This window comes from Streptomyces sp. SudanB25_2051, from assembly GCF_964272635.1.
GTDB lineage: Bacteria > Actinomycetota > Actinomycetes > Streptomycetales > Streptomycetaceae > Streptomyces.
Genome location: NZ_OZ186787.1, coordinates 4,446,199 through 4,470,701 on the forward strand (window position 1 = coordinate 4,446,199; position 24,503 = coordinate 4,470,701).

The 24,503-nt window shown below is 72.8% G+C and carries 24 protein-coding genes and 1 riboswitch; of the genes, 12 read left to right on the forward strand and 12 right to left on the reverse strand.

Annotation, left to right across the window (positions count from 1 at the left end; translation table 11 throughout):
• Positions 1–94: 94 nt before the first annotated feature.
• From ACSUPT_RS20135 to ACSUPT_RS20160, 6 genes are all read right to left on the reverse strand, one after another.
• Positions 95–502 carry a CBS domain-containing protein gene (locus ACSUPT_RS20135; protein WP_351968177.1) on the reverse strand — a complete coding sequence of 136 codons (408 nt, stop codon included), beginning with the start codon at positions 500–502 and terminating at the stop codon, positions 95–97.
• A gap of 179 nt (positions 503–681) precedes the next feature.
• Positions 682–1,482: a histidinol-phosphatase gene (gene hisN, locus ACSUPT_RS20140; protein ID WP_351968178.1), complete on the reverse strand. Its 801-nt coding sequence runs from the start codon at positions 1,480–1,482 to the stop codon at positions 682–684.
• A 117-nt stretch (positions 1,483–1,599) separates the two neighbouring features.
• The gene (locus ACSUPT_RS20145; RefSeq protein ID WP_028963833.1) at positions 1,600–1,923 is read right to left on the reverse strand and encodes a DMT family transporter; all 324 of its coding nucleotides are present in this window, start codon (positions 1,921–1,923) and stop codon (positions 1,600–1,602) included.
• 111 nt (positions 1,924–2,034) lie between these two features.
• A complete protein-coding gene (rsgA, locus tag ACSUPT_RS20150; RefSeq protein ID WP_351968179.1) occupies positions 2,035–3,045 on the reverse strand; it encodes a ribosome small subunit-dependent GTPase A in 1,011 nt (336 codons plus the stop codon).
• Positions 3,046–3,050: 5 nt separating this feature from the next.
• Positions 3,051–4,397 (reverse strand): 3-phosphoshikimate 1-carboxyvinyltransferase, encoded by a 1,347-nt coding sequence (gene aroA, locus ACSUPT_RS20155; protein ID WP_351968180.1) that lies wholly within the window; start codon positions 4,395–4,397, stop codon positions 3,051–3,053.
• Positions 4,398–4,424: 27 nt separating this feature from the next.
• Positions 4,425–5,129 carry a M50 family metallopeptidase gene (locus tag ACSUPT_RS20160; RefSeq protein ID WP_361656650.1) on the reverse strand — a complete coding sequence of 235 codons (705 nt, stop codon included), beginning with the start codon at positions 5,127–5,129 and terminating at the stop codon, positions 4,425–4,427.
• 49 nt (positions 5,130–5,178) lie between these two features.
• Here ACSUPT_RS20160 and ACSUPT_RS20165 point away from each other — a divergent pair, with 49 nt between their 5' ends.
• The 9 genes from ACSUPT_RS20165 to ACSUPT_RS20205 all read left to right on the forward strand — a co-directional run bounded on the left by ACSUPT_RS20165 (position 5,179) and on the right by ACSUPT_RS20205 (position 13,688).
• The gene (locus tag ACSUPT_RS20165) at positions 5,179–5,994 is read left to right on the forward strand and encodes an SOS response-associated peptidase (RefSeq protein ID WP_436945169.1); all 816 of its coding nucleotides are present in this window, start codon (positions 5,179–5,181) and stop codon (positions 5,992–5,994) included.
• A 119-nt stretch (positions 5,995–6,113) separates the two neighbouring features.
• Positions 6,114–6,761, forward strand: a complete 648-nt coding sequence (locus ACSUPT_RS20170) for an alpha/beta hydrolase family protein (RefSeq protein ID WP_361656647.1) — start codon at positions 6,114–6,116, stop codon at positions 6,759–6,761.
• Between the two features lie 285 nt (positions 6,762–7,046).
• Positions 7,047–7,703, forward strand: coding sequence for a sigma-70 family RNA polymerase sigma factor (locus ACSUPT_RS20175; protein ID WP_351968206.1), 657 nt, complete (start codon positions 7,047–7,049; stop codon positions 7,701–7,703).
• The gene (gene rsrA / locus ACSUPT_RS20180) at positions 7,700–7,996 is read left to right on the forward strand and encodes a mycothiol system anti-sigma-R factor (RefSeq protein WP_436945171.1); all 297 of its coding nucleotides are present in this window, start codon (positions 7,700–7,702) and stop codon (positions 7,994–7,996) included. Before ACSUPT_RS20175 ends, rsrA begins: the two co-directional genes overlap by 4 nt.
• A 206-nt stretch (positions 7,997–8,202) precedes the next feature.
• Positions 8,203–9,747 (forward strand): HD-GYP domain-containing protein, encoded by a 1,545-nt coding sequence (locus ACSUPT_RS20185; protein WP_436945172.1) that lies wholly within the window; start codon positions 8,203–8,205, stop codon positions 9,745–9,747.
• Positions 9,744–10,976, forward strand: a complete 1,233-nt coding sequence (locus tag ACSUPT_RS20190) for an HD-GYP domain-containing protein (RefSeq protein ID WP_436945174.1) — start codon at positions 9,744–9,746, stop codon at positions 10,974–10,976. Before ACSUPT_RS20185 ends, ACSUPT_RS20190 begins: the two co-directional genes overlap by 4 nt.
• 97 nt (positions 10,977–11,073) lie before the next feature.
• A complete protein-coding gene (locus tag ACSUPT_RS20195) occupies positions 11,074–12,054 on the forward strand; it encodes a tetratricopeptide repeat protein (protein WP_351968186.1) in 981 nt (326 codons plus the stop codon).
• A gap of 74 nt (positions 12,055–12,128) precedes the next feature.
• On the forward strand, positions 12,129–12,779 hold the full coding sequence (gene def, locus ACSUPT_RS20200) for a peptide deformylase (RefSeq protein WP_351968187.1): 651 nt from the start codon (positions 12,129–12,131) through the stop codon (positions 12,777–12,779).
• 171 nt (positions 12,780–12,950) lie between these two features.
• The gene (locus tag ACSUPT_RS20205; protein ID WP_351968188.1) at positions 12,951–13,688 is read left to right on the forward strand and encodes a D-Ala-D-Ala carboxypeptidase family metallohydrolase; all 738 of its coding nucleotides are present in this window, start codon (positions 12,951–12,953) and stop codon (positions 13,686–13,688) included.
• A 79-nt stretch (positions 13,689–13,767) separates the two neighbouring features.
• Here the strand turns inward: ACSUPT_RS20205 and ACSUPT_RS20210 are convergent, their stop codons facing one another.
• From ACSUPT_RS20210 to ACSUPT_RS20235, 6 genes are all read right to left on the reverse strand, one after another.
• Positions 13,768–14,784: a ribonucleotide-diphosphate reductase subunit beta gene (locus ACSUPT_RS20210; RefSeq protein WP_351968189.1), complete on the reverse strand. Its 1,017-nt coding sequence runs from the start codon at positions 14,782–14,784 to the stop codon at positions 13,768–13,770.
• Positions 14,784–17,129, reverse strand: coding sequence for a ribonucleoside-diphosphate reductase subunit alpha (locus ACSUPT_RS20215; RefSeq protein ID WP_436945176.1), 2,346 nt, complete (start codon positions 17,127–17,129; stop codon positions 14,784–14,786). Before ACSUPT_RS20215 ends, ACSUPT_RS20210 begins: the two co-directional genes overlap by 1 nt.
• Positions 17,130–17,275: 146 nt before the next feature.
• A riboswitch (cobalamin riboswitch) is annotated at positions 17,276–17,421 on the reverse strand.
• Between the two features lie 21 nt (positions 17,422–17,442).
• The gene (locus tag ACSUPT_RS20220; RefSeq protein ID WP_436945177.1) at positions 17,443–17,946 is read right to left on the reverse strand and encodes a GNAT family N-acetyltransferase; all 504 of its coding nucleotides are present in this window, start codon (positions 17,944–17,946) and stop codon (positions 17,443–17,445) included.
• A gap of 139 nt (positions 17,947–18,085) precedes the next feature.
• Positions 18,086–19,708, reverse strand: a complete 1,623-nt coding sequence (gene mctP, locus ACSUPT_RS20225) for a monocarboxylate uptake permease MctP (protein ID WP_351968192.1) — start codon at positions 19,706–19,708, stop codon at positions 18,086–18,088.
• Positions 19,705–19,968, reverse strand: coding sequence for a DUF3311 domain-containing protein (locus ACSUPT_RS20230; protein ID WP_351968193.1), 264 nt, complete (start codon positions 19,966–19,968; stop codon positions 19,705–19,707). The genes mctP and ACSUPT_RS20230 overlap by 4 nt, the downstream gene beginning before the upstream one ends.
• A gap of 185 nt (positions 19,969–20,153) precedes the next feature.
• A complete protein-coding gene (locus ACSUPT_RS20235; RefSeq protein WP_351968208.1) occupies positions 20,154–20,939 on the reverse strand; it encodes a GntR family transcriptional regulator in 786 nt (261 codons plus the stop codon).
• Between the two features lie 295 nt (positions 20,940–21,234).
• Here ACSUPT_RS20235 and ACSUPT_RS20240 point away from each other — a divergent pair, with 295 nt between their 5' ends.
• The 3 genes from ACSUPT_RS20240 to ACSUPT_RS20250 all read left to right on the forward strand — a co-directional run bounded on the left by ACSUPT_RS20240 (position 21,235) and on the right by ACSUPT_RS20250 (position 24,502).
• Entirely contained in the window at positions 21,235–22,512 is a 1,278-nt protein-coding gene (locus tag ACSUPT_RS20240; RefSeq protein ID WP_404144556.1) for an extracellular solute-binding protein, read from the forward strand.
• A gap of 74 nt (positions 22,513–22,586) precedes the next feature.
• A complete protein-coding gene (locus tag ACSUPT_RS20245; protein ID WP_361656624.1) occupies positions 22,587–23,591 on the forward strand; it encodes a carbohydrate ABC transporter permease in 1,005 nt (334 codons plus the stop codon).
• The gene (locus ACSUPT_RS20250) at positions 23,588–24,502 is read left to right on the forward strand and encodes a carbohydrate ABC transporter permease (RefSeq protein WP_351968196.1); all 915 of its coding nucleotides are present in this window, start codon (positions 23,588–23,590) and stop codon (positions 24,500–24,502) included. The genes ACSUPT_RS20245 and ACSUPT_RS20250 overlap by 4 nt, the downstream gene beginning before the upstream one ends.
• Position 24,503 lies beyond the last annotated feature (1 nt).

A 24,503-nucleotide genomic window follows, 5' to 3' on the forward strand; every position in this document is an offset into this window, starting at 1 on the left:
GGCTCCCTGTGGGGGAGCCGGCCCTCCGGCGTTGTTCCCGCGGCAGCCGCCGCACAAGACCGCCGCCGCCGCGCGGGCCGGCGGGCGGCGGGGCTCAGCCCGTCGCCGGGACCGCGGCCGCCCGCCGCCGGGCCGGGGCCCAGCAGCGCAGGACGTCCCGTACGGACACCACCCCGACCGGGCCGCGCCCGTCGAGGACGATCAGATGCCGGAAGCCGCCGTGGGCCATCGCCTCGGCGGCCTCCTCCAGCGTCCAGTCGGGCGCCGCGAACACCACGTCCGTGGTCGTGTGGGCCCCGGCGGTCTCCAGGTCCGGGTCCTGCCCGGCGCCCAGGGAGTTGAGGATGTCGCGCTCGGTGAGGATGCCGAGGTGGTGCGCGTCGGGGTCGAGGACGACGGCGGAGCCGACGCGGCGCGCCGACATCAGCGTCGCCGCCTGCCGCAGCGTATGGGCGGGGCCGATGGTGAGGACCAGGGAGCTCATGGCGTCGCGGACGAGCATGGGGGAGCCACCTCCTTGGTGAACGCACTTCGAGAAGCCGTTCACAAGCGCACAAGCGGGGGGAGTCTCAGAGTGGCAGCGGGACGGGACCCCGGCAAGGGGCCGCGCGGGTGGTCCGCTCGGGCGCTTCCTTGACGGGGCCCGCCTCCCGTACGCGCGGCCCGCTCTCCCGCCGGGGCTCAGCCGCGCCCGCCGAGGTAGCCCAGCAGCTGGTCGTGGAGCAGCCCGTTGGACGCCGCCGCGTCGCCGCTGTGCGGGCCCTCGCGGCCGTCGAGCCCGGTGAACGTGCCGCCCGCCTCCTGGACCACGATGGCCGTCGCCGCCATGTCCCACAGCGACAGCTCGGGCTCGGCGCAGATGTCCACCGACCCCTCGGCGACCATCATGTACGGCCAGAAGTCGCCGTACGCGCGGGTGCGCCAGCACGCCCGGGACAGGTCCAGGAAGCCGTCCAGGCGGCCCCGCTCCTCCCAGCCGGTCAGCGACGAGTACGCGAACGAGGCGTCCGACAGCTCCGCCACCTTCGACACCCCGATGCGGCTCGCCGACGCCAGGCTCCGCCCGGTGTACGCGCCCAGGCCCTTCGCCGCCCACCAGCGGCGCCCCAGCGCGGGGGCCGACACGACGCCGACCACCGGCTGGTAGCCGCCCTCGCCGGCCTCCATCAGCGCGATCAGCGTCGCCCACACGGGCACGCCCCGCACGTAGTTCTTGGTGCCGTCGATCGGGTCGATCACCCAGCGGCGCGGGCCGGTGCCCTCCACGCCGTACTCCTCGCCGAGGATCGCGTCGCGCGGCCGGGCGCGCTGGAGGTGGCCGCGGATCAGCTCCTCGGCGGCGCGGTCGGCCTCGCTGACCGGCGTCATGTCGGGCTTCGTCTCGACCTTGAGGTCCAGGGCGCGGAACCGGTCCATCGTGGCGGCGTCGGCGGCGTCCGCGAGTACATGGGCGAGGCGCAGGTCATCGTGGTAATCGGCCATGCGGTCGACTCTATCCCCGAGCCACCGGGCCCGGTGCGGGCGAGCGGCCGCCCGACGGGCGCCACGGCCCGGGCGCCGCCGCCCGGTGGCGGCCGGGTGCGGCGGCGCCGCGGTGGCTCAGTGCGAGGAGCCCGACAACTGGAGCCCGATCACGCCCACGATCACCAACGTGATCGAGACGATCTTCAGCGTGGAGACCAGGTCGCCCAGGAAGACCATCCCGTAGATCGCCGTGCCCGCCGCGCCGATCCCCGTCCACACCGCGTACGCCGGTCCGATGTCGAGCTTGCGCAGCGACAGGGTCAGCAGCCCGAAGCTCCCCAGCGCGAACGCCGCGAAGGCCACCGTCGGCCACAGCCGCGTGAAGCCGTGCGACAGCTTCAGACAGACCGCGAACCCCGTCTCCAGAAGGCCGGCGACCACCACCAACAGCCACGCCATCGTCCGTGCCTCCCACGCCATCGCCACCGGCAGGTGACCGGGCCGCCCCTGCGCGCCGCGCTCGGTGCGATTATGCCCGTACCTTCCTCAAGCCTGGCAAAACCGGACGAATCAGTCGCCTTCGCGTCGCTCCCGCGTGGCCAGCAGCCGCCGCAGCGAGTAGAGCCGCGCCTTGTCCGCGTGCCCCGCCTCGACCCACGCGTCCAGCGCGCAGTCCGGCTCGTCGTGGCTGCACGCGCGCGGACAGCCCTCCGTGCCCGGCTCCAGGTCCGGGAACGCGTGGATGACCCGCGACGGGTCCACGTGGTTCAGCCCGAACGACCGCACGCCCGGCGTGTCGATCACCCAGCCGTCGGCGCCCTCCAGCGGCAGCGCCAGCGCCGACGTCGTCGTGTGCCGGCCCCGTCCCGTCACCGCGTTCACATGGCCCGTCGACCGGCGCCGCTCCTCCGGGACCAGGGCGTTGACCAGCGTCGTCTTGCCCACGCCCGAGTGGCCCACGAACGCCGTGGTGCGCCCCGCCAGATGCTCCCGCACCCGGTCGGCCGCGCCCCCGTCGTACAGCTCGTCGCGGTTCACCACGACGTACGGGATGTCCAGCGCGCCGTACAGCTCCAGCAGCGTCGACGGCGGGGCCAGGTCCGACTTGGTCAGCACCAGCAGCGGCTCCAGGCCGCCGTCGAACGCCGCCACCAGGCACCGGTCGATGAGGCGCGGCCGGGGCTCCGGGTCGGCGAGGGCCGTCACGATGGCCAGCTGGTCGGCGTTGGCCACGACCACCCGCTCGTACGGGTCGTCGTCGTCGGCCGTGCGGCGCAGCACCGACGCGCGCTCCCCGATCCGCACGATCCGCGCCAGCGTGTCCTTCTTCCCCGACAGGTCGCCGACGAGGGAGACCCGGTCGCCGACCACCGCCGCCTTGCGGCCCAGCTCCCGCGCCTTCATGGCCATGACCGTGCGGTCCTCGACCAGGCAGGTGATCCGGCCCCGGTCCACGGTCAGGACCATGCCCTCGGCGGCGTCCTCGTGCTTGGGGCGGATGCTGGTGCGGGGGCGGTTCCCCTTCCGGTTGGGACGGACGCGTACGTCGTCCTCGTCGGCGTTCTTGCCGTAGCGGCGCATGTCGTTCAGGCCTCGATCGCGAGCATCTCGGTCCACATCTGGGGGAAGTCGGGCAGGGTCTTGGCGGTCGTCGCCACGTTCTCGACGCGGACGCCCTCGACGGCGAGGCCCAGCAGCGCGCCGGCCGTCGCCATCCGGTGGTCGTCGTACGTGTGGAAGACGCCGCCGCGCAGCGGGCGCGGGCGGATGCGCAGGCCGTCCTCGGTCTCCGTCACATCGCCGCCCAGGCCGTTGATCTCCTTGGTGAGCGCCGCGAGCCGGTCCGTCTCGTGCAGGCGCAGATGCGCCACCCCGCGCAGGGTCGACGGGGAGTCCGCCAGCGCCGCGACGGCCGCGATGCCCGGGGTCAGCTCTCCCACCTCGCCGAGGTCCACATCGATACCGTGCACGCGACCCGATCCGGTGAAGGTGAGACCGGCGTCCGTCAGCTCGCAGGAACCACCCATCTCGGTGAAGATCTCCCGCAGCGCGTCCCCCGGCTGGGTCGTGCGCGACGGCCAGTCGGGGATCGTCACCCGGCCGCCCGTCACCAGCGCCGCCGCCAGGAACGGCTGCGCGTTCGACAGGTCCGGCTCGATCACCAGGTCGCGTCCCAGCAGCGCCGAAGGGGACACCCGCCACACGTTCGGCTCGCCGCCCGTCTCCGGCTCGTCCACCTGGGCGCCCACCGCGCGCAGCATGTCCACGGTCATCCGGATGTGCGGCATCGACGGCAGCCGGGGGCCGGTGTGCCGCACCTCCACGCCCTGGTTGAAGCGCGGCGCCGACAGCAGCAGGGCGCTGACGAACTGCGAGGACGACGAGGCGTCGATGTCGACCTTGCCGCCGTCCAGCGCGCCCCCGCCGTGCACGGTCATCGGCAGCGCGCCCCGCCCGCCGTCGTCGATCCGGGCGCCCAGCACCCGCAGCGCGTCGATCACCCCGTGCAGCGGACGCTCGTACGAACGGGCGTCGCCGTCGAAGCGGACCGGGCCGTCCGCCAGCGCCGCCACCGGGGGCAGGAACCGCATGACCGTGCCCGCGTTGCCCACGTCCACCGACGCCGGGCCGTGCAGCCCCGCCGGGATGACCCGCCACGCCTCGCCGCGCCCGTCCGGGGCGCCCGCCGCGGTCGAGCTGGACGACACCGTCTCCTCGATGCCGACGCCCAGCGCGCGCAGCGCGTCCGCCATCAGCAGCGTGTCCCGCGACCGCAGCGGCCGGCGCAGCCAGCCGGGCTCGGAGGCGAGGGCGGCCAGTACCAGGGCGCGGTTCGTGACCGACTTGGAACCGGGCACGGAAACGGTCGCGTCGACCGCGCCGCTCGCGTACGGGGCGGGCCAGAGGTCGAGGTGCGCGGGGGTATCGGTCATGCCCTTCACTTTAGTGGGCCGGGCAGGTCACAGACCGAGCAGCCAACGGCCACCGCCGATCAGCGAGGACAGCGACACGGCGTGGAAGAGGAACACCCACACCGCCGCCGGGGCGTGCGTCAGCCGGGCCAGCTGGTCCGCGTCCGAGTCCGCCGCCTCGCCCCGCCGCCGCTTCGCCTGGAGCTCGAACACCGGCCGCACCCCGCCCAGGAGCAGGAACCACACCGCCGCGTACGCGAACGCCGCCTGCACCTCCGGCTCCGTCAGCCACGACACGAGCAGGAACGCCCCGCCCGTCACCACGACCGTCAGCACTCCGTACGCGTTGCGGACCATCACCAGCATCGCGATCAGCAGCGCCGTCGCCACCCACAGCAGCAGCGTGATCCGGTCCGCCGCCAGCAGCCACGCCCCGCCCAGGCCCAGCAGCGAGGGCGCGGTGTACCCGGCGGCGGCCGTCAGGATCATGCCGAACCCGGTCGGCCTGCCCCGGCTCACGGTGAGCCCGCTGGTGTCCGAGTGCAGCCGGATCCCCTCCAGCCGCCGCCCGGTGAGCAGCGCCACCAGGCCGTGGCCGCCCTCGTGGGCGATGGTCACCGCGTTCCGCGCCGTCCGCCACAGCGCCCCCGGCACCGTCACCAGCAGCGCCGCCACGGCGGTCGCGACCACCAGCCACAGCGCGGGCGCGGGCTGGGTGCCCAGGACATCGTTGAGGATCTTCGTGGTGGCCATCTGGCGAAGGGCTCCTGGTACGGCTCGGGGACATGGCAGGGTGGGCAGTATGTGCGGACGTTACGCGGCCAGTCGAAAGCCCGAGGACCTCGCCGGGATCTTCGGCATAGAGAAGTGGGAGCCCGAGGAGGCTCTGGAGCCCGACTGGAACATCGCCCCGACCAAAGAGGTGTACGCGGTACTCGACCGTCCCCTGAAGGACGCCGCCACGCCCCGTCCGGTTCGCCAGCTGCGGGCCCTGAAGTGGGGCCTCGTGCCGTCCTGGGCGAAGACCCCCGAGGGTGCCGCCCGGATGATCAACGCGCGGGCCGAGACCGTCCACGAGAAGCCGGCCTTCCGCCGGGCCTTCGCCTCCCGCCGCTGCATCCTCCCCGCCGACGGCTACTACGAGTGGGTCACCGGCGACGACGAGCGGCGCCTGGAGGTGGAGGGCAGGAAGAAGCGGCCCCGCAAGCAGCCGTACTTCGTCACCCCCGCCGACGGCTCCGTCTTCGCGATGGCCGGGCTGTACGAGTTCTGGCGCGACCCGACGCTGCCGCCCGACCACCCCGGGGCCTGGTGGGCCACCTGCTCGGTGATCACCACCGAGGCCGAGCGCGAGCCCCTCGGTGTCGCGCCCGCCGAGGGCCCCCGCTCGCTGGCCGACATCCACCCCCGCATGCCGCTGATGCTCACCGGGGACCGCTGGGACGCCTGGCTGGACCCGGCCCGCACCGACGTGGACGAGCTGCGGGCGCTGCTCGCGCCGCCGCCCGGCGGCCTGATGCGCGCGTACCCGGTCTCCACCGCCGTCAGCAACGTCCGCAACAACGGGCCCGAGCTGCTCACCGAGCTCGACGCCCCGGAGGAGAGCACCCTCTTCTGACCGGCCCGCCGTACCGCGCACCGCCCGGTTGGGCGCGTACCGGGCCGGGGCTGCCCGGCGTAGCGCGTACCGGGCCGGGGCTGCCCGGCCGGCGGCGCGGGGCGCGGGAAGATGGCCCGGTGACCAAGACCACGACCGAGACCGTCCCCACCGGGTCCGGCGACGCCCGGATCACCTGGTACGCCGCCGGGCCCGCCGCCCGGTTCACCGTCGCCCTCGGCCACGGCGCCGGCGGCGGCGTCGAGGCCCGCGACCTCCAGGCCCTGGCCGCGCGCCTGCCGAAGGCCGCCGGGGCCACCGTCGCCCTCGTCGAGCAGCCCTGGCGGGTCGCCGGCAAGAAGCTCGCACCCGCCCCGAAGACCCTCGACGCGGCCTGGCGCGACGTGTGGCCCGCCCTGCGCGCGCCCGGCCTGCCCGTGGTCGCCGGCGGGCGCAGCGCCGGGGCGCGCGTCGCCTGCCGCACTGCCCGGGAGCTGGAGGCGCACGCCGTGCTCGCCCTGGCGTTCCCGCTGCACCCGCCGGGCAGGCCCGAGAAGTCCCGCGCCGACGAGCTCCTCGGCAGCGGCCTGCCCACCCTGGTCGTCCAGGGCGGCAACGACTCCTTCGGCAAGCCGGCCGAGTTCCCGCGCGGCGGCCACCGGGTGGTGGAGGTGCCGTCCGCCGACCACTCCTTCGCCGTGCCCAAGCGCGCGCCCACCACGCAGGAGGACGCCCTGCGGACCCTCACCGACGCCGTCGCCGCGTGGCTCGTGAGCCTTTCGGCGTAGCGCGCCGGATCGCGGTCCGGGGCGGGAATGCCGGACGGGACCCCGCTGTTGTGACCACCGTCGGTGAACGACATCAGGCCAGGAGAGGGAGTCCGTCGCATGGGTTCGACCATCTGCCCGAACCGGTCGCGCGCCACTGAGCTGGACTGGACGGTGCTGTCCGGGCCCACGACCGGCTCCGCGCGGGTGACCGGCGACAGGAATCGAAGGGGAAGCTCGGCGGAGCGTCGACTATTCTCCGATTCGAGCGGGTCCGCACTCGGTCTCGCCGCGGCGCTTGAGGAGGTGGGTCCGGTCACTGGGACCGACAGGGGGGCCGACGCAGGCCCCGAGGAGACGACCGACGAGCGCAACGCGCGCTTCGAACGGGACGCCCTCGGCTACCTCGACCAGATGTACTCGGCCGCCCTGCGCATGACGCGCAATCCGGCGGACGCCGAGGACCTGGTGCAGGAGACGTTCGCCAAGGCGTACGGCTCGTTCCACCAGTTCCGCGAGGGCACCAACCTGAAGGCGTGGCTGTACCGCATCCTCACCAACACCTTCATCAACTCGTACCGCAAGAAGCAGCGCGAGCCGCAGCGCAGCGCGGCCGAGGAGATCGAGGACTGGCAGCTCGCCCGCGCCGAGTCGCACATGTCGACCGGCCTGCGGTCGGCCGAGTCGCAGGCGCTGGACCACCTCCCGGACTCCGATGTGAAGGCCGCCCTCCAGGCCATCCCGGAGGAGTTCCGCATCGCCGTCTATCTGGCCGATGTCGAGGGGTTTGCCTACAAGGAGATCGCGGACATCATGGGTACACCCATCGGCACGGTGATGTCGCGACTCCACCGTGGGCGCCGCCAGCTGCGCGGCATGCTCGAGGACTACGCCCGCGAACGCGGGCTGGTTCCCGCGGGCGCCGGAGAGTCCACGAACGATCGGAAAGGCTCGGGCTCATGAGCTGCGGAGAGCCGCACGAGACGGACTGCTCGGAGGTCCTGGACCACCTCTACGAGTTCCTCGACCGCGAAATGCCCGACAGTGACTGCACCAAGTTCGAGACGCACTTCGAGGAGTGCTCGCCCTGCCTGGAGAAGTACGGGCTCGAACAGGCCGTGAAGAAGCTCGTCAAGCGGTGCTGCGGGCATGACGACGTACCGAGCGACCTGCGCGCGAAGGTCATGGGGCGGATCGAGATGATCCGCGCCGGGGAGGCCGTCCCCGGCCCGGACGTCCCCGCCGCCCAGGAGTAACAGCACGCGCGCGTACGCGCGCGACACACAGCACGAGGACGGGGCGCCGTCGCGGGACACACCGCGGCGGCGCCCCTTTCCGTCGGTGTTTTCACCCGAAGGTGCTAATCGGTTCCGTCCCGCCGCCCCCGGCGCACCCGCTCGTTAGCCTGCCCGACAGGCGCTCGGTCGGGGCGAACAGGAGGCGAACGGAAGGCGGAGGGGTCGTGGCGGGCATTCCGGGAGCGGCGCGCGCGTACATCGCCTGCGCCGCGCTGGGCGCCACCGCGTGCGCCCTCCCCGCGTTCGCCCCGGCCGCCGCCACCCCGTGGGGCGCCGTGGCCCTCCTGGCCGGGCTGTACGCGCTGGGCGAGGGCCGGGCCGCCGGCCGGCTCGTCGCCGGGCCGGGCGGCGCCCCCGCCGGATGCGCCTTCCCGGTCCTCCTCGCCGCCGCGCTGCTGCTCCCCCCGTCCGCCGCCGCGCTCACCGCCGTGCCCGGCGCGCTGCTCTCGCACGCCGGCGACCGGACGCCCGCCGCGCCCCGGCGCGTGTGGCGGGCCGCGCGGCTCGCCCTCGCCGCGGCGGCCGCCGCCCGGAGCGCGGAGCTCCTCGGCGGGCCCGCCGCCGTCGGCCCCTCGCCCGACCTGCCGTACGCCCTCCTCCCCGCGGGCGCGGCCGTCGTCACGTACTGCGGTGTCCTCGCCGCCCTCGACGGCGGTGTGCTCGCCACGGCCGAGCGCGTGCCGCCGCGCGCCGCGTGGCGCGGCCTCGCCGGCCGGTCGCTCGCCGCGCACGCCGTGCCGGGGCTCGTCGGGCTGATGGCCGCCGTGCTGTGGCAGGGCCCCCACGGCAGACCCGCCGCGCTGTTCGCGCTGCTGCCGATGTACGTCACCTGCTGGGTGTCCGCCCAGTGCCACCGGGAGCGCGCCGCCCACCAGGCGACGGTCCGGGCCCTCGTGCAGGCCGTGGACCTCAAGGACGCGTACACGCGCGGGCACAGCGAGCGCGTCGGCCGCGCCTGCGTCCTCATCGGCCGCGAACTCGGCATGGACGACGAGCGCCTGGAGGTGCTCCGGTTCGCCGGGACCCTCCACGACGTGGGGAAGATCGGTGTGCCCACCCGCGTCCTGCGCAAGGACGGGCCGCTCACCCCCGACGAGCGGCGGATCGTCGAACTGCACCCGGAGTACGGGCACGAGGTGGTGCGCGGCATCGGCTTCCTCGGCGAGGCCCGCGCCGCGATCCTCCACCACCACGAACGCCTCGACGGCAAGGGCTACCCCTACGGCCTCCGGGGCGCCGAGATCCCCGAACTGGCGCGGGTCGTCGCCGTGGCCGACGCGTTCGACGCGATGACCTCCACCCGCACCTACAGCCGCGCCCGGCCGGTGCCCAGCGCCCTCGCGGAGCTCGCCCGCTGCGCGGGCAGCCAGTTCGACCCGGTGGTGGTCGACGCGCTGGCCACCGCCCTCGGCCGGCACGGCCGGCAGGCCACCGCCGCCTCCCGCGCGCCCGCGCCCCCGCCGGCGCCCGCCGCGGCCCCGGCGCCCGCGCACCTCGCGGGCGGGCACGCCGGATGCCCGTTCTGCCCTGCCGAAGGCTCCTCCGGAGCCTCATCCGACGCCCGCGACGCCCCCGACGGCATCCCGGCCGACGCCCCCGACGGCGAAGCGGGCGACGGCGCCCGGCACCACCGGAGGCACGCGTCCCGCACCACCGCCGTGCCCGCGCCCGGCGCCGCGCGGGGGCCGTCCCCCGGGGGCGAGCGGTGAGCGCGGAGCCCGCGGCCGCCGCCGTACGGCTCTGCGCCGGGGCGGTCGCCACCGGGAGCGTCGCCCTCACCCTCGCGGGCGGCCTGAACCGGCCCGGCCCCGCCCTCGCCTTCGGGCTGCTCGTGGCGGGCGGCGTGCTCGCCCGCCCGCTCGACGGGCCGCCCGCCGGCCGGGAACCCGCGCCGCTCGCCGCCGCGGGCGCCCTCGGCTACGCCCTCGTACCGGCCGGGCAGGACCCGTGGCAGGTCGTCGCCGTCGTCGTCGCGGGCGCGCTCGCCGGGGCCGTCCCGCACATCGCGCGCGGCCGGGGCCCCGACCCCGACCACGCCGCCCGCCGGGTGCTCACCGTCGCCTTCGCCGCCGCCTGCGCCCACCCCCTGCACCAGGTGACCGGGCCCCGGCACGTCGCCGCCCTGCTGCTCGTCCTGGCCCTCACCGCCCTGTGCGACGCCGCGCTCGCCGCCCTCCTCGCGCGCGCCCGCCTCCGGGGGCCCGGCGGCGGCCCCGCCGCCTACGACCCGCTCCTCGGCGACGGGGGCGACGAGCCGCGCGGCGTGCCCGGCGTCGGCCCGGCGGTCTGCGCGACCGGCGCCGTGCTGGCCCTCGCCGTGGCCGCCGCCGGGCTGTGGGCACTGCCCGTGCTGTGCGTCCCGCTGCTCCTCACCCAGCCGGCCTTCCGCCGGTACGCCGCCGTGCGCCGCACCCTCCGGCAGACCGTCGCGTCCCTCGCCAGGGCCACCGAGGTCGCCGGGTACACCCGGCCGGGCCACGCCCACCGGGTCGCCGCGCTCAGCCTCGCCGTGGGCCGCGACCTCGGCCTGGGGGGAGAGGACCTGACCGTCCTGGAGTACGCGGCGCTCATGCACGACATCGGGCAGCTGTCCCTCGTCGACCCGCTCCCCGGCGGCGCCACGGCCCTGCTGCCGGCCGCCGGGCAGCGCCGTATCGCCCTCCTCGGCGGCGCCGTCGTCCGGCGGACCGGCGTGGCCCGGTCCGTCGCCGTCGTGGTGGAGCGGCAGGCCGACCCGTACCGGGAGCAGCCGCTCGCCGCGCGGATCGTCCGGGCCGCCAACGCGTACGACGACCTCTCCGGGGAAACCGCCCAGGGGGCGCCTCGCGCCCTGGAGCACCTGCGCCTGGGGACCGCCCGGGACTACGACCCCGCGGTGGTGGAATCCCTCGCCAGGGTCGTCGCCCGCGGCGGCGTCACGGGGGCGGTGCGGGGGTAACCCATGGGTAATGAGCGGGCGTGCGACCGGGCATGGTTGGATGCCAACGAGAGGTGTCCGGGGGCAGTGACCTCATCGCGACCGGCAGGCGGGAATCGTGAGGATCTTCGGGAAGGTACGGCATCGGCCCTCCGCCTCGTGGCGGCAGGCCACCGACCGCGCGTTCACGCTGATCGGGGACGGGCGGTACGAGGACGCGGGCGCGCTGCTGACGCGCGCCGCCGATCTGGAGCCCTGGCTCTCGGAGTCCTGGTTCAATCTGGCGCTGCTGCACAAGTTCCGGCACGACTGGGAGCAGGCCCGCGCCGCGGGGCTGCGCGCGGTCGCCCTGCTGGACAAGGAGACCGGGGCGCCCGACTGGTGGAACGTGGGCATCGCCGCGACGGCCCTGCAGGACTGGCCGCTCGCGCGCCGCGCCTGGCAGGCGTACGGGCTGAAGGTCCCGGCGGGTGACGCGCCCGGCGGGGAGCCGGTCGGCATGGAGCTGGGCAGCGCGGCCGTACGCCTGTCGCCCGAGGGCGAGGCGGAGGTCGTGTGGGGCCGCAGGCTCGACCCGGCCCGCATCGAGGTGCTGTCCATCCCGCTGCCGTCGTCCGGGCGCCGCTGGGGCGAGGTCGTCCTCCACGACGGGGTGCCCAACGGCGAGCGCACGACCGCCTCGGGCCACAGCTTCCCGGTGTTCGACGAGATCGAGCTGTGGGCGCCGTCGCCCGTGCCGACCTGGGTGGTCCTCCTGGAGGCCGCGACCGAGGCCGACCGGGACGCCCTGGAGCAGCTGGCCGCCGACGCCGGGTTCGCCGCCGAGGACTGGTCGTCGTCCGTGCGGCTGCTGTGCCGCACGTGCTCCGAGTCGCGCATGCCGAGCGCCGAGGGCGACGGCGAGCACCTCGACCCGCACGACCACAGCGAGCCCGGCCACCCCGGGCCGCTCGGCCACCGCACCGCGGGCGACCTGTGGGTGCCGGAGCGGGAGTGCGGGATCGCCGCGCCCGCCGGGCTCGTACGTGGGCTGCTGGACGGGTGGGTCGCCGACAGCCCGGACAGCCGGGAGTGGCGGGATCTGGAGGAAGTCTGCTGAGGCGTGCCGCACCGGGCCCTTAGGCTGTACGGGCACATCGCAACGGGTACTTAAGGGAAGGCGCGAAACCGGACATGGCGCAGCAGGAGACCGACCAGCAGGGCTACGACGCCCTCCCCGTCGACGACGAGGGCTTCGTCGTCGACACGGAGAACTGCGAGGAGCGCGAGCGGGCGTACCGCGAGCGCGGCACCTCGCGTCCGATCACGGTCGTCGGCAACCCCGTGCTGCACAAGGAGTGCAAGGACGTCACCGAGTTCGACGACGAGCTGGCGCGCCTCGTGGACGACATGTTCGCCAGCCAGCGCACCGCCGAGGGCGTCGGCCTCGCCGCCAACCAGATCGGCGTCGACCTGAAGGTCTTCGTCTACGACTGCCCGGACGACGAGGGCGTGCGCCACGTCGGCGTCGTCTGCAACCCGGTCCTGGAGGAGCTGCCGCCGGAGCGGCGCGTCCTGGACGACTCCAACGAGGGCTGCCTGTCCGTCCCCACCGCGTACGCCTCGCTGGCCCGCCCCGACTACGCGGTCGTGCGCGGCCAGGACGTGAAGGGCAACCCGATCAAGGTGCGCGGCACGGGCTACTTCGCCCGCTGCCTCCAGCACGAGACGGACCACCTGTACGGCTACCTGTACATCGACCGCCTCTCGAAGCGCGACCGCAAGGACGCCCTGCGCCAGATGGCCGAGGGCACCCCGCGCTACCCGGTCGTCCCGAACGAGTAGGTCCTCCGCGCCGGCCTCCGGACACGGGCGCGCCCCGTGCCCGGGGGCCGGCGGCGTTTCTTCACCGCATTGTCATTGGGCGGACAAATGGCGGTGGCGCACGGCCTGTTGACGCGCGTTGAACGTCACGCCAGTCTCTGGCGTACACCGTTCCCCCAGCAGGGAGTCCCAATGCTGAGACGCACGGCACGCCTTCTGTTGTCCATGGTCATGGTCCTCGCCGCCGGGCTCGCCGGGGTCGTGGCCACCGCAGGGCCCGCCCAGGCCGACGACTGCTACACCTGGTCCCGCACCCTCTCCCAGGGCGCGACCGGCTCCGACGTCACCCAGCTCCAGATCCGCGTCGCCGGATACCCGGGCTACGGCGGGGTCCTCGCCATCGACGGCTCGTACGGACCCGCGACCACCGCCGCCGTCAAGCGCTTCCAGGCCGCGTACGGCCTGACCGCCGACGGGGTCGCCGGACCGGCCACCTTCAGCAAGATCTACGCGCTCCAGGACAGCGACTGCACCCCGGTCCACTTCAGCTACGCCGAGCTGAACCGCTGCAACTCCGACTGGTCGGGCGGCGCGGTCAGCGCCGCCACCGCCAAGGCCAACGCGCTGCGCACCATGTGGAAGCTGGAGGCCCTGCGGCACGCCCTGGGCGACCAGCCGATCACCGTGACCAGCGGCTTCCGCTCGTACTCCTGCAACAGCGCGGTCGGCGGGTCGTCCACCAGCCGCCATCTGTACGGGGACGCGGCCGACCTCGGCGCGGGCCCGCACTCGCTGTGCAAGCTGGCGCAGCAGGCCCGCTCCCACGGCTTCAACGGAATCCTCGGCCCCGGCTACCCGGACCACAACGACCACACCCACCTCGACCACCGGCCGAGCCGCTACTGGTCGGCCCCGAGCTGCGGCATCTGACCCGCCCGGCACGCCGACGGCCCGCACCCCGCCCGCGAGGGAGGGGTGCGGGCCGCCGCACAGCGTCAGGACGGGACCGTCAGAAGTCCTCGTCCAGGTCGACCGAGCCCTCGACGGCCACCTGGTACGCCGACGGGCGGCGCTCGAAGAAGTTCGTCAGCTCCTGGACGCCCTGGAGCTCCATGAACGCGAACGGGTTCTCCGAGCCGTACACCGGGGCGAGGCCCAGGCGCTGGAGGCGCTGGTCGGCGACGCACTCCAGGTAGGCGCGCATCGACTCGGTGTTCATGCCCGGCAGGCCGTCGCCGCACAGGTCGCGGGCGAACTGCAGCTCCGCCTCCACGGCCTCCTTCAGCATGTCCGTGACCTGCTGCCCCAGTTCGTCGTCGAACAGGTCGGGCTCCTCCTTGCGGACCGTGTCGACGACCTCGAAGGCGAAGCTCATGTGCATCGACTCGTCGCGGAACACCCAGTTGGTGCCGGTCGCCAGGCCGTGCAGCAGACCGCGCGAGCGGAACCAGTACACGTAGGCGAACGCCCCGTAGAAGAACAGGCCCTCGATGCAGGCGGCGAAGCAGATCAGGTTCAGCAGGAACCGGCGCCGGTCGGCCTTGGTCTCCAGCCGGTCCAGCTTCTCCACGGAGTCCATCCACTTGAAGCAGAAGGCGGCCTTCTCGCGGATCGAGGGGATGTTCTCGACGGCGGCGAACGCGGCGGCGCGGTCGTCCGGGTCGGGCAGATAGGTGTCGAGCAGCGTCAGATAGAACTGGACGTGCACGGCCTCCTCGAACAGCTGACGCGACAGGTACAGCCGCGCCTCCGGGGAGTTGATGTGCTTGTACAGCGTCAGCACCAGGTTGTTCGCCACGATCGAGTCGCCCGTCGCGAAGAACGCCACGAGCCGGCCGATCAGGTGCTGCTCACCGGGCGTCAGCTTCGCGAGGTCCGCGACGTCCGAGTGGAGGTCCACCTCCTCGACGGTCCAGGTGTTCTTGATGGCGTCCCGGTAGCGCTCGTAGAAGTCCGGGTAGCGCATCGGGCGCAGCGTCAGCTCGAAGCCCGGGTCGAGGAGGTTGGTGTTACGGGTGGTGCTCATTACTGGCAGGCCTCGCAGGACTCGGGGTTCTCAAGGGAGCAGGCGACGGCGTCGGGCTCGGACACCTGCTGGACGGGGACGGGGGTCGCGGACGCGGCGCGGGCGATGCGCGTCGCGGGGCGGGAGCGCAGGTAGTACGTGGTCTTCAGGCCCTGCTTCCAGGCGTACGCGTACATCGACGACAGCTTGCCGATGGTGGGCGTCTCCAGGAACAGGTTCAGCGACTGCGACTGGTCCAGGAACGGCGTGCGCGCGGCGGCCATGTCGATCAGGCCGCGCTGCGGGATCTCCCACGCCGTGCGGTACAGCGCGCGGATCTCGGCCGGCACCCAGGTGAAGCCCTGCACCGAGCCGTTCGACTCGCGCAGCGCCTCGCGGGTCTGCGCGTCCCACACGCCGAGCTTCTTCAGGTCGTCCACCAGGTAGGAGTTGACCTGGAGGAACTCACCCGACAGCGTCTCGCGCTTGAACAGGTTGGACACCTGCGGCTCGATGCACTCGTACACGCCCGCGATGGACGCGATCGTCGCGGTCGGCGCGATGGCCAGCAGCAGCGAGTTGCGCATGCCGACCGACGCGATCCGCTCGCGCAGCGCCGCCCACCGCTCCGGCCAGGTCAGCTCCACGTCGTAGTGGTCGGGGTGGAGCACGCCGCGCGCCGTGCGGGTCTTGTCCCAGGCGGGCAGCGGGCCGCTGCGCTCGGCGAGGTCGGCGGACGCCTCGTACGCGGCGAGCATGATCCGCTCGGCGATCCGCGTGGACAGGGCGCGCGCCTCCGGCGAGTCGAACGGCAGCCGCAGCTTGAAGAAGACGTCCTGGAGGCCCATCGCGCCCAGGCCCACCGGGCGCCAGCGGGCGTTGGACCGGCCGGCCTGCTCGGTCGGGTAGAAGTTGATGTCCACGACCCGGTCGAGGAAGGTCACGGCCGTGCGGACGGTCTCGTCCAGCCGCTCCCAGTCGATGCCGTCGCCGTCGACGAACGCGCCGAGGTTGACCGAGCCCAGGTTGCAGACGGCGGTCTCCCCGTCGTCGGTGACCTCCAGGATCTCGGTGCACAGGTTGGAGGAGTGGACCGTGTGGCCCGGCTCGGCGGTCTGGTTGGCGGTGCGGTTGGCGGCGTCCTTGAACGTCATCCAGCCGTTGCCGGTCTGCGCCAGGGTGCGCATCATCCGGCCGTACAGGTCGCGGGCCGGCATCGTCTTGCGGGCCAGGCCCTTCGCCTCGGCGGCCCGGTACGCGGCGTCGAACTCGTCGCCCCACAGGTCGACCAGCTCGGGCACGTCCGACGGGGAGAACAGCGACCACTCGGCGTCGTCGTTGACGCGGCGCATGAACTCGTCCGGAACCCAGTGCGCCAGGTTCAGGTTGTGGGTGCGGCGGGCGTCCTCGCCGGTGTTGTCGCGGAGCTCCAGGAACTCCTCGATGTCCGCGTGCCAGGTCTCCAGGTACACGGCGGCGGCGCCCTTGCGGCGGCCGCCCTGGTTGACCGCCGCCACCGACGCGTCGAGGGTCTTCAGGAACGGCACGATGCCGTTGGAGTGGCCGTTGGTGCCCCGGATGAGCGAGCCGCGGGCGCGGATGCGGGAGTACGACAGGCCGATGCCGCCCGCGTGCTTCGACAGCCGCGCGACCTGGTGGTACCGGTCGTAGATGGAGTCCAGCTCGTCCTGCGGGGAGTCCAGCAGGTAGCAGGAGGACATCTGCGGGTGGCGGGTGCCGGAGTTGAACAGGGTGGGGGAGGACGGCAGGTAGTCGAGGCGGCTCATCAGCCGGTACAGCGCCTCCACCTCGCCGAGCGCGCGCACCGAGTCGTCCTCGGCCAGACCGGCGGCGACCCGCAGCAGGAAGTGCTGGGGCGTCTCGACGACCTTGCGGGTGATCGGGTGCCGCAGCAGGTAGCGCGAGTACAGCGTCCGCCCGAAGTAGCCGAACCGGTCGTCGCCGTCGGGGTCGACGACCGCGTCCATCCGCTCCGCGTGGAGCGCCACGAACTGTGCCGTGCGGTCCGCGATCAGGCCCTCGCGGTGGCCCACGGCCACCGAGGCGGAGAACGACACGGCGCCCTGCCCCGCGGCCTCCTCGGTGATGGTCCGGGCCAGCAGCCGGGCGGCGAGCCGGGAGTACGCCGGGTCCTCGGCGATCAGGCCGGCCGCCGCCTCGGTGGCGAGCTCCCGCAGCTCCGCCTCGTCGGACCCGGCGTGCCGGCCGCGCAGCGCGGCGGCGGCGACCCGTCCGGGGTCGGCGTCGGGAAGGTCCGAGGTGAGGTCGGTCAGGGTCCGCAGCAGCGCGGTCCCGGGCGCGTCGGTCTCGGTCGCTGAGGCCGGATCTGCAGGCGCGATGGTCACGTGGGGGCTCTCCCTCGCTCGGCTCGGGGCGCACACGGCGGGCGGCGGGGGAGCGGGCGCACCTCGCCCCTGGGCACGGGGGCGTGCGTGACCGCGTCCGCCGGCCCACTCCGCGAGGCCCGGACGTCTGGGCACCCGGACCGGGCGGTCCGAGCGCGCTGCCGGCAGGTCGTCGGACTTGCGGGGTACGCGAAGGGCACACCGGTACACCGTTGCGGGACAGTTCCGGACTCGCACCGGATTCCCCTGCTGCGACAGCGAGGACGAGCATACATGTGGGGGGCGTCCGTTACGGCACCCCCCACATGTTGTGTCAGAGTGTCAGCTCGTACGCGAAGAGCGTCACACCGGGCAGAGGGTCCCAGTCCCGTCGCGGGGCCCGCGCGAAGCCCATCCGGTCGTACAGCCGCCGGGCCGCGACGGCCTGCGGCGTGACGGACAGGACGAGCCGTACGCACCCCTCGCGGGCCCGCGCCCGGTCCGCGCAGGCCCGTACGAGCGCCTCGCCCACCCCCCGGCCGCGGGCGGCGCCGGACACGGCCAGTACGCGGAACTCGGCCTCGTCCGGCCCGGCGATGTCCGCCCACGGGGTGCCGCCGCACGGTACGAAGGTGACCCCGCCGAGCAGCGTGCCGTCCGGGTCGACGGCGACGAGCACCTCGGCCTCGGCGGCGCGCCGCGCCACGTCCCGCAGCACGTCCAGGTACGGATCGTCGGCCCCGTAGGTCAGCAGCCCGCCGTCCAGGTAGGCCTGGACGCTGATCTCGGCGAGGGCGGCGTGCTCCCGCGGCTGTATCTCCCTGATGGTGATGTCCATGGTGCAGCAGTCTGCCGTGCGGCCGGGGGCCCGGGAGCCCGGCCACGGGAAGGGCCCCCGCACCTGCGCGGTGCGGGGGCCCTGGAGTGGCGGGAGGCGCCGCCCGGTTCAGTGGCGCCGGTGCTCAGTGACCGGTCGCTCAGTGGCCGGTGCCGACCTTGGGCAGCTCGGGGTCGACGCCCGGGTCGCCCGCGTCGGCCGTGTAGTCGCCCTCCGCCGTCTCGTCCACGCCCTCCGGCGCCTTGAGCGCCCGCAGCACGAACGTCAGGGCGACGGTGACCAGCACGTTCAGCAGGAACGCGGTGAGGCCGATGTAGCCGATCTCGCCGATGCCGGGGATCTCCGCCGACGAGCCGCCGAAGTGCTTCTGCGTCGGGCTGGCCACGTTGTACGCGGTCCACGTGCCGTAGACCATGCCGACCGCCCAGCCGCCGAGCAGCGCCCAGCGGTGGAACCAGCGGGTGAACAGGCCGCCGACCAGCGCGGGGAACGTCTGGAGGATCCAGATGCCGCCGAGGAGCTGGAAGTTGATGGCGACCGTCTTGTCCATCGTCAGCACGAAGGCGAGGGCGCCCACCTTCACCAGCAGCGACACGATCTTCGAGACCTTGGTCTCCTGCTCCGGCGTGGCGTCCGGCTTCAGGAAGTCCTTGTAGATGTTGCGGGTGAACAGGTTCGCGGCGGCGATGGACATGATGGCGGCGGGCACCAGCGCGCCGATGCCGATGGCGGCGAACGCCACGCCGGTGAACCAGTCGGGGAACATGTCCTCGAACAGCTGCGGGATGGCCAGCTGGCCGTTCTGCACCTTGATCCCGGCGGCGATCGCCATGAAGCCCAGCAGCGCCAGCAGGCCCAGCATCAGCGAGTACAGCGGCAGGATCGTCGTGTTGCGGCGGATCACGTCACGGCTGCCCGACGACAGGGTCGCCGTGATCGAGTGCGGGTACATGAACAGCGCCAGGGCGGAGCCGAGCGCCAGCGTGGCGTACGTCCACTGGCCCGCGTCGCCCGGCACGAGCGCGCCGCGCGGCTTGTCCGTGGCCGGGTTGACCTCGGCGAAGGCGTCGCCGGCCGCGCTGAAGATGGCGTCGAAGCCGCCCAGCTTGATGGGGATGTAGATGATGGCGACCGCGATGACCAGGTAGATCAGCGTGTCCTTGACGAACGCGATCAGCGCGGGGGCGCGCAGCCCGGAGGAGTAGGTGTACGCCGCGAGCACACCGAAGGCGATGAGCAGCGGCAGGTCCTTGATGAACCAGTGCGTCGACTCGCCGCCGCCCACGCCCATCACGTCCAGCACCGCCTGGATGCCGACCAGTTGGAGCGCGATGTACGGCATGGTGGCGAGGATGCCGGTGAGGGCGACCGCCAGGGACAGGCCCTTGGAGCCGAACCGGCCGCGCACGAAGTCCGAGGTGGTGACGTACCCGTGCTTGTGCGACACCGACCACAGGCGGGGCAGGAAGGTGAAGATCAGCGGGTAGACGAGGATCGTGTACGGCACGGCGAAGAAGCCGGCCGCGCCCGCCGCGTAGATGGCGGCGGGGACGGCGACGAAGGTGTACGCCGTGTAGAGGTCGCCGCCCAGCAGGAACCAGGTGACCCAGGTGCCGAACGAGCGGCCGCCCAGGCCCCATTCGTCGAGGCTGTTCTCGTTCTCGGCCCTGCGCCAGCGCGCGGCCATGAAGCCGAGGACCGTGACGACCAGGAAGAAGAAGACGAAGACGGCGAGCGCGACGCCGTTCACACCGTCGTTCATCGCTCCGCACCCCCCTTCCGGGCGGCGCGGGCGCGCTGCTCACGGTGCCACAGCTTGTACGCGACCATCGTCAGCGCGGTCGACAGCACGACCCAGAGCATCTGGTACCAGTAGAAGAACGGGATTCCGGCGAGCACGGGCTCGGTCCGGGCGTAGGAACTCACCCAGAGCATCGCGACGAACGGGGCGACGAGACAGAGCGCGATCACCACCCTGACGGGCGTGACGACCGGTTGTTTCCCTTGCGTGACCTCGGACATGGCGAACCGTCCCCTCACTGATCAGCCGAAGATGCGGTGAATCTAGGGGACGGTCCGGCCTCAGGGAACCCGTTGTCGGATAACGGTGTGACAGCGGTGACCAGAGTGACGGCAGTGACCGCGCTGGACGGGACGGCCGTCGGACATCCGCAGGGTGCGCGGCCGGACATCCGCAGGGTGCGCGGCTACTCCGCGGCGGGCCGCTTGAGGCGGGCCACGAACTTGTAGCGGTCGCCCCGGTACACCGAGCGGACCCACTCCACGGGCGCGCCGTTCTCGTCGAAGGAGTGGCGGGAGAGCAGCAGCATGGGCAGGCCCACGTCCGTGCCGAGCAGCCCGGCCTCGCGCGGCGTGGCGAGGGAGGTCTCGATGGTCTCCTCGGCCTCGGCCAGCCGCACGTCGTACACCTCGGCGAGGGCCGTGTAGAGGGAGGTGTACTTCACCAGGGAGCGGCGCAGCGCGGGGAAGCGCTTGGCCGACAGGTGGGTCGTCTCGATGGCCATGGGCTCGCCGCTGGCGAGGCGGAGCCGCTCGATGCGCAGGACGCGCCCGCCGGGCTGTATGTCGAGGAGGCCCGCGAGGGTGTCGTCGGCGGTGACGTACCCGATGTCCAGCAGCTGGGAGGTGGGTTCGAGCCCCTGCGCCCGCATGTCCTCGGTGTACGAGGTGAGCTGGAGCGCCTGGGAGACCTTCGGCTTGGCGACGAACGTGCCCTTGCCCTGGATGCGCTCCAGGCGGCCCTCGACGACCAGCTCCTGGAGGGCCTGGCGCACGGTGGTGCGGGAGGTGTCGAACTCGGCGGCGAGGGTGCGCTCCGGCGGCACGGGGGTGCCGGGGGGCATCGTCTCGGTCATCTCCAGCAAGTGGCGCTTGAGCCGGTAGTACTTGGGCACGCGCGCCGTGCGGGTCGCCGTGCCGTTCTCGGACGGGCGTCCGCCGGCGGTCTCCGTACCGCCACTGTCCGTGGCCATGATCTGCCTCTCCGACTCCGTTGCTGCTGCCGTCACCGGCTCCTCCGTCTTTCGCGGCTCACATGGTGGCACGGACCGGTCACGGGTCGTCGCCCCTCCTCAGGTGTCGGTCCGATAACGGACGCAACAGCCCCTCTTATACACCCTTGACACCCCCAAAGGTCTAGGCCAAGCTCCGGGTTACTGGTCTAAACCATTAAAGACCAGGTCCCAGCCCCACGAGCAGTGTTCGTCGTTCGGTCGTACGTATGTCTTCGCGGTGGGCGGGGTTGCAGGCATCCCTGAGGAGGGTGGCGTGAAGCGCAAGCTCATCGCGGCGATCGGCGTCGCGGGCATGATGGTCGGCGTCGTCGCGTGCGGCGGTTCGGACAAGGGCGGGGACGGCAAGGCGGGGGCCAAGGAGCTCACCGTATGGCTGACCGTCGACGCGCAGAACAACTGGCCCGAGCTGGTGAAGGCCGCCGACGACGCGATCGTCAAGAAGTACCCGGGCACGAAGATCAAGCACGAGTACTACGGCTGGCCCGACAAGAACACCAAGCTCGACGCCGTCCTGGCCACCGACAAGGCCCCCGACGTCGTCGAGATGGGCAACACCGAGATGATCGGCTACATGGCGAAGGGCGCCTTCGCCGAGGTCGACCCGAAGAAGTTCGCCAACTCGGACCAGTGGCTCGACGCCCTCAAGGCCTCCGTCACCTACAACGGCAAGACCTACGGCGTCCCCTACTACGCCGGCGGCCGTGTGGGCACCTGGCGCAAGGACATCGCCGCCGAGGCCGGCGTCAAGGCCGCCCCCAAGACCTGGGCCGAGCTGACCGCCGCCCTCGACAAGATCCAGGCGAAGAAGGGCGCCAAGTTCAGCGCCTGGTACCAGCCTTCGCCCGACTGGTACGCCGCGATGTCGTTCGTCTTCGAGGCCGGCGGCTCCATCGCCAAGCAGGAGGGCGACACCTGGAAGGCGAACCTCTCCTCGCCCGAGTCCGTCAAGGGCCTCACCGCGTACAAGAACGTCCTCGACGCGTACATGCACGGGGACAAGACGAAGGACGAGGCCGACCGCCCCGTCGTCTTCGGCCAGGGCAACGCCGCCACCATCTTCGGCGCCGGCTGGGAGGGCGCCACCGCCGCCGACCCGAAGAACGACAAGGTCGGCGGGTTGAAGGACAAGCTGGAGAACTTCGTCATGCCGGGCCCGTCCGGCAAGAACCTCCCCGTCTTCCTCGGCGGCTCCGACCTGGCGATCCCGGTCAAGTCGAAGAACCAGGAGATCGCGGCCGAGTGGATCGCCGCCTTCACCGGCCCCGAGGGCCAGAAGGGCCTCGCCGCCAAGGGCAACCTGCCCAACAACAAGAAGGACCTGGCCCCGCTGAAGTCGGACCCGGCGACCGCCGTCCCGGCCACCGCCGCCGAGTCCAGCTGGTTCGTCCCGACCGCGCCCGGCTGGGGCCAGGTCGAGAAGAGCCAGATCCTCAAGACGATGCTCATCGAGATCGCCAACGGCAAGAAGTCGGTCGAGGCCGCCGCGAAGGACGCGGACGCCGCGATCGACAAGGTCATCAACACCAAGTGACCTGTGGGCGGGGCCCCGTCGCCGACGGGGCCCCGCCGCCCGTACGCACGAGAGGGATCGCTGAGGAGCACGGGATGAGTGCCGCTGAGACAACCACCGCGAAGGCGCCGCCGGTGCGCCACGCGCCACCGCCCGGCCGGGGTGCCGGGCCCACCGCAGGCAAGTCGGCCGGCCGGCCGACCGGGCGAGGCCCCGGCGCCGGGGTGCCGTGGCTCCTCCTCGCCCCCTGCCTCACCGTCCTGGTCCTGGTGCTCGGCTACCCGCTGGTGCGGCTGGTCACCCTCTCCTTCCAGAAGTTCGGCCAGCCGCAGCTGTGGGGCTTCCAGGAGGCCGAGAACGTCGGCCTGGAGAACTTCACCCGCATCCTCGGCGACGGCGAGTTCTGGGCCGTCGTCCTGCGCACGGTCCTCTTCGCGGGCGGCGCCGTCATCCTCACCATGGTCCTGGGCATGCTGATCGCGCTGCTGCTCCAGCGGGTCTCGCCCTGGGTGAAGGCGCTCATCAGCATCGTCCTGGTGGCCAGCTGGGGCATGCCGATCATCGTCGCGACCGCCATCTTCAAATGGCTCTTCGACGCCGACTACGGCGTCCTGAACTGGCTCATCGACAAGCTGCCCGGTGTCGACATGATCGGCCACAACTGGTTCGCCAGCGGCCCGCAGGGCCTGGCCGTCATCATGCTCCTGGTCGTCTGGGGCGCCGTGCCCTTCGTGGTCATCACGCTCAGCGCGGGCCTCACCCAGGTCCCCAAGGAGCTGGAGGAGGCGGCACGCCTCGACGGCGCCGGCGCCTGGGGCGTCTTCCGCTTCGTCACCCTGCCGATCCTCAAGCCCATCATCGTCATGCTGACGACCCTCTCCGTCATCTGGGACATGGGCGTCTTCCCGCAGGTCTACGTGATGCGCAACGGCCACCCCGAACCCGAGTTCCAGGTCCTCACCACCTACTCCTTCGACAAGGCGTTCGTGGTCAACGACTACGGCACCGGCTCCGCCATCGCCCTCGTCACGGTCTTCCTGCTGCTCGGCGCGGTCGCCGTCTACATGCGTCAGATGCTCAAGATCGGAGAGGTGGAGTGAGCGCCAACGCCACGGTCACCGCGGCCGACCCCGTCACCCCGGCCGTCCCCACGGCCCCCGCCGCCAAGGTCCCCCGGACCGCCCCCGGCCGCCGGCGCGCCGGCAGGCTCGGCTGGAACGCGCTCGGCCTCCTCGTCTTCGCCGTCCTCGGCTTCCCCGTCTACTGGATGGTGAACACGGCCTTCAAGCCGGCCAAGGACGCCATCGACCCCGACCCGCACTTCTTCCCCTCCACCTTCACGCTGGAGAACTTCGAGCGCGCCCTGCAGATCGCCGACTTCTGGGGCCCCGTCGGCCGCAGCCTGGTCGTCTCCCTGGTCGTCGTGGTCATCGGCATCGCCGTCGGCATGCTCGCCGCGCTCGCCATCTCCCGGTTCGCCTTCCGCGGCCGCAAGATCGTCATCGTCGGCATCCTCGCCGTCCAGATGGTCCCGCTCGTCGCCATGATCATCCCGGTCTTCCTGCTCCTCAACGACCTGGGGCAGTACGACAAGCTGACCGGCCTGATCATCACGTATCTGACCTTCATCCTCCCGTTCACGGTCTGGACCCTGCGCGGCTTCATCGTGAACATCCCCAAGGAGCTGGAGGAAGCGGCCATGGTCGACGGCTGCAGCCGCACCGGCGCCTTCGTCCGCGTCGTCTTCCCGCTGCTCGCCCCGGGCATGGTCGCCACGTCCGTCTACGGCTTCATCCAGGCCTGGAACGAGTACCTGTACGCGCTGATGCTCATGAGCCAGCAGAACCAGACGGCCACCGTCTGGCTCGGCAACTTCATCACGAAGAACGGCACCGAGTACGCGCCCATGATGGCCGGCTCCACCATGATGGCCGTCCCGATCGTGATCCTCTTCCTCCTCGTCCAGCGCAAGATGGCCGCGGGCCTCACGGCCGGCGCAGTGAAGGGATGAC

Coding starts and splice junctions, on each gene's coding strand:
- ACSUPT_RS20220 (WP_436945177.1), bottom strand. CDS start 17,946: ATGGACATCACCATCAGGGAGATACAGCCGCGGGAGCACGCCGCCCTC.
- ACSUPT_RS20205 (WP_351968188.1), top strand. CDS start 12,951: ATGCTGAGACGCACGGCACGCCTTCTGTTGTCCATGGTCATGGTCCTC.
- mctP (WP_351968192.1), bottom strand. CDS start 19,708: ATGAACGACGGTGTGAACGGCGTCGCGCTCGCCGTCTTCGTCTTCTTC.
- rsrA (WP_436945171.1), top strand. CDS start 7,700: ATGAGCTGCGGAGAGCCGCACGAGACGGACTGCTCGGAGGTCCTGGAC.
- ACSUPT_RS20160 (WP_361656650.1), bottom strand. CDS start 5,129: ATGGCCACCACGAAGATCCTCAACGATGTCCTGGGCACCCAGCCCGCG.
- aroA (WP_351968180.1), bottom strand. CDS start 4,397: ATGACCGATACCCCCGCGCACCTCGACCTCTGGCCCGCCCCGTACGCG.
- ACSUPT_RS20210 (WP_351968189.1), bottom strand. CDS start 14,784: ATGAGCACCACCCGTAACACCAACCTCCTCGACCCGGGCTTCGAGCTG.
- ACSUPT_RS20135 (WP_351968177.1), bottom strand. CDS start 502: ATGCTCGTCCGCGACGCCATGAGCTCCCTGGTCCTCACCATCGGCCCC.
- def (WP_351968187.1), top strand. CDS start 12,129: ATGGCGCAGCAGGAGACCGACCAGCAGGGCTACGACGCCCTCCCCGTC.
- ACSUPT_RS20165 (WP_436945169.1), top strand. CDS start 5,179: ATGTGCGGACGTTACGCGGCCAGTCGAAAGCCCGAGGACCTCGCCGGG.
- ACSUPT_RS20235 (WP_351968208.1), bottom strand. CDS start 20,939: ATGGCCACGGACAGTGGCGGTACGGAGACCGCCGGCGGACGCCCGTCC.
- ACSUPT_RS20230 (WP_351968193.1), bottom strand. CDS start 19,968: ATGTCCGAGGTCACGCAAGGGAAACAACCGGTCGTCACGCCCGTCAGG.
- ACSUPT_RS20145 (WP_028963833.1), bottom strand. CDS start 1,923: ATGGCGTGGCTGTTGGTGGTGGTCGCCGGCCTTCTGGAGACGGGGTTC.
- ACSUPT_RS20245 (WP_361656624.1), top strand. CDS start 22,587: ATGAGTGCCGCTGAGACAACCACCGCGAAGGCGCCGCCGGTGCGCCAC.
- rsgA (WP_351968179.1), bottom strand. CDS start 3,045: ATGCGCCGCTACGGCAAGAACGCCGACGAGGACGACGTACGCGTCCGT.
- hisN (WP_351968178.1), bottom strand. CDS start 1,482: ATGGCCGATTACCACGATGACCTGCGCCTCGCCCATGTACTCGCGGAC.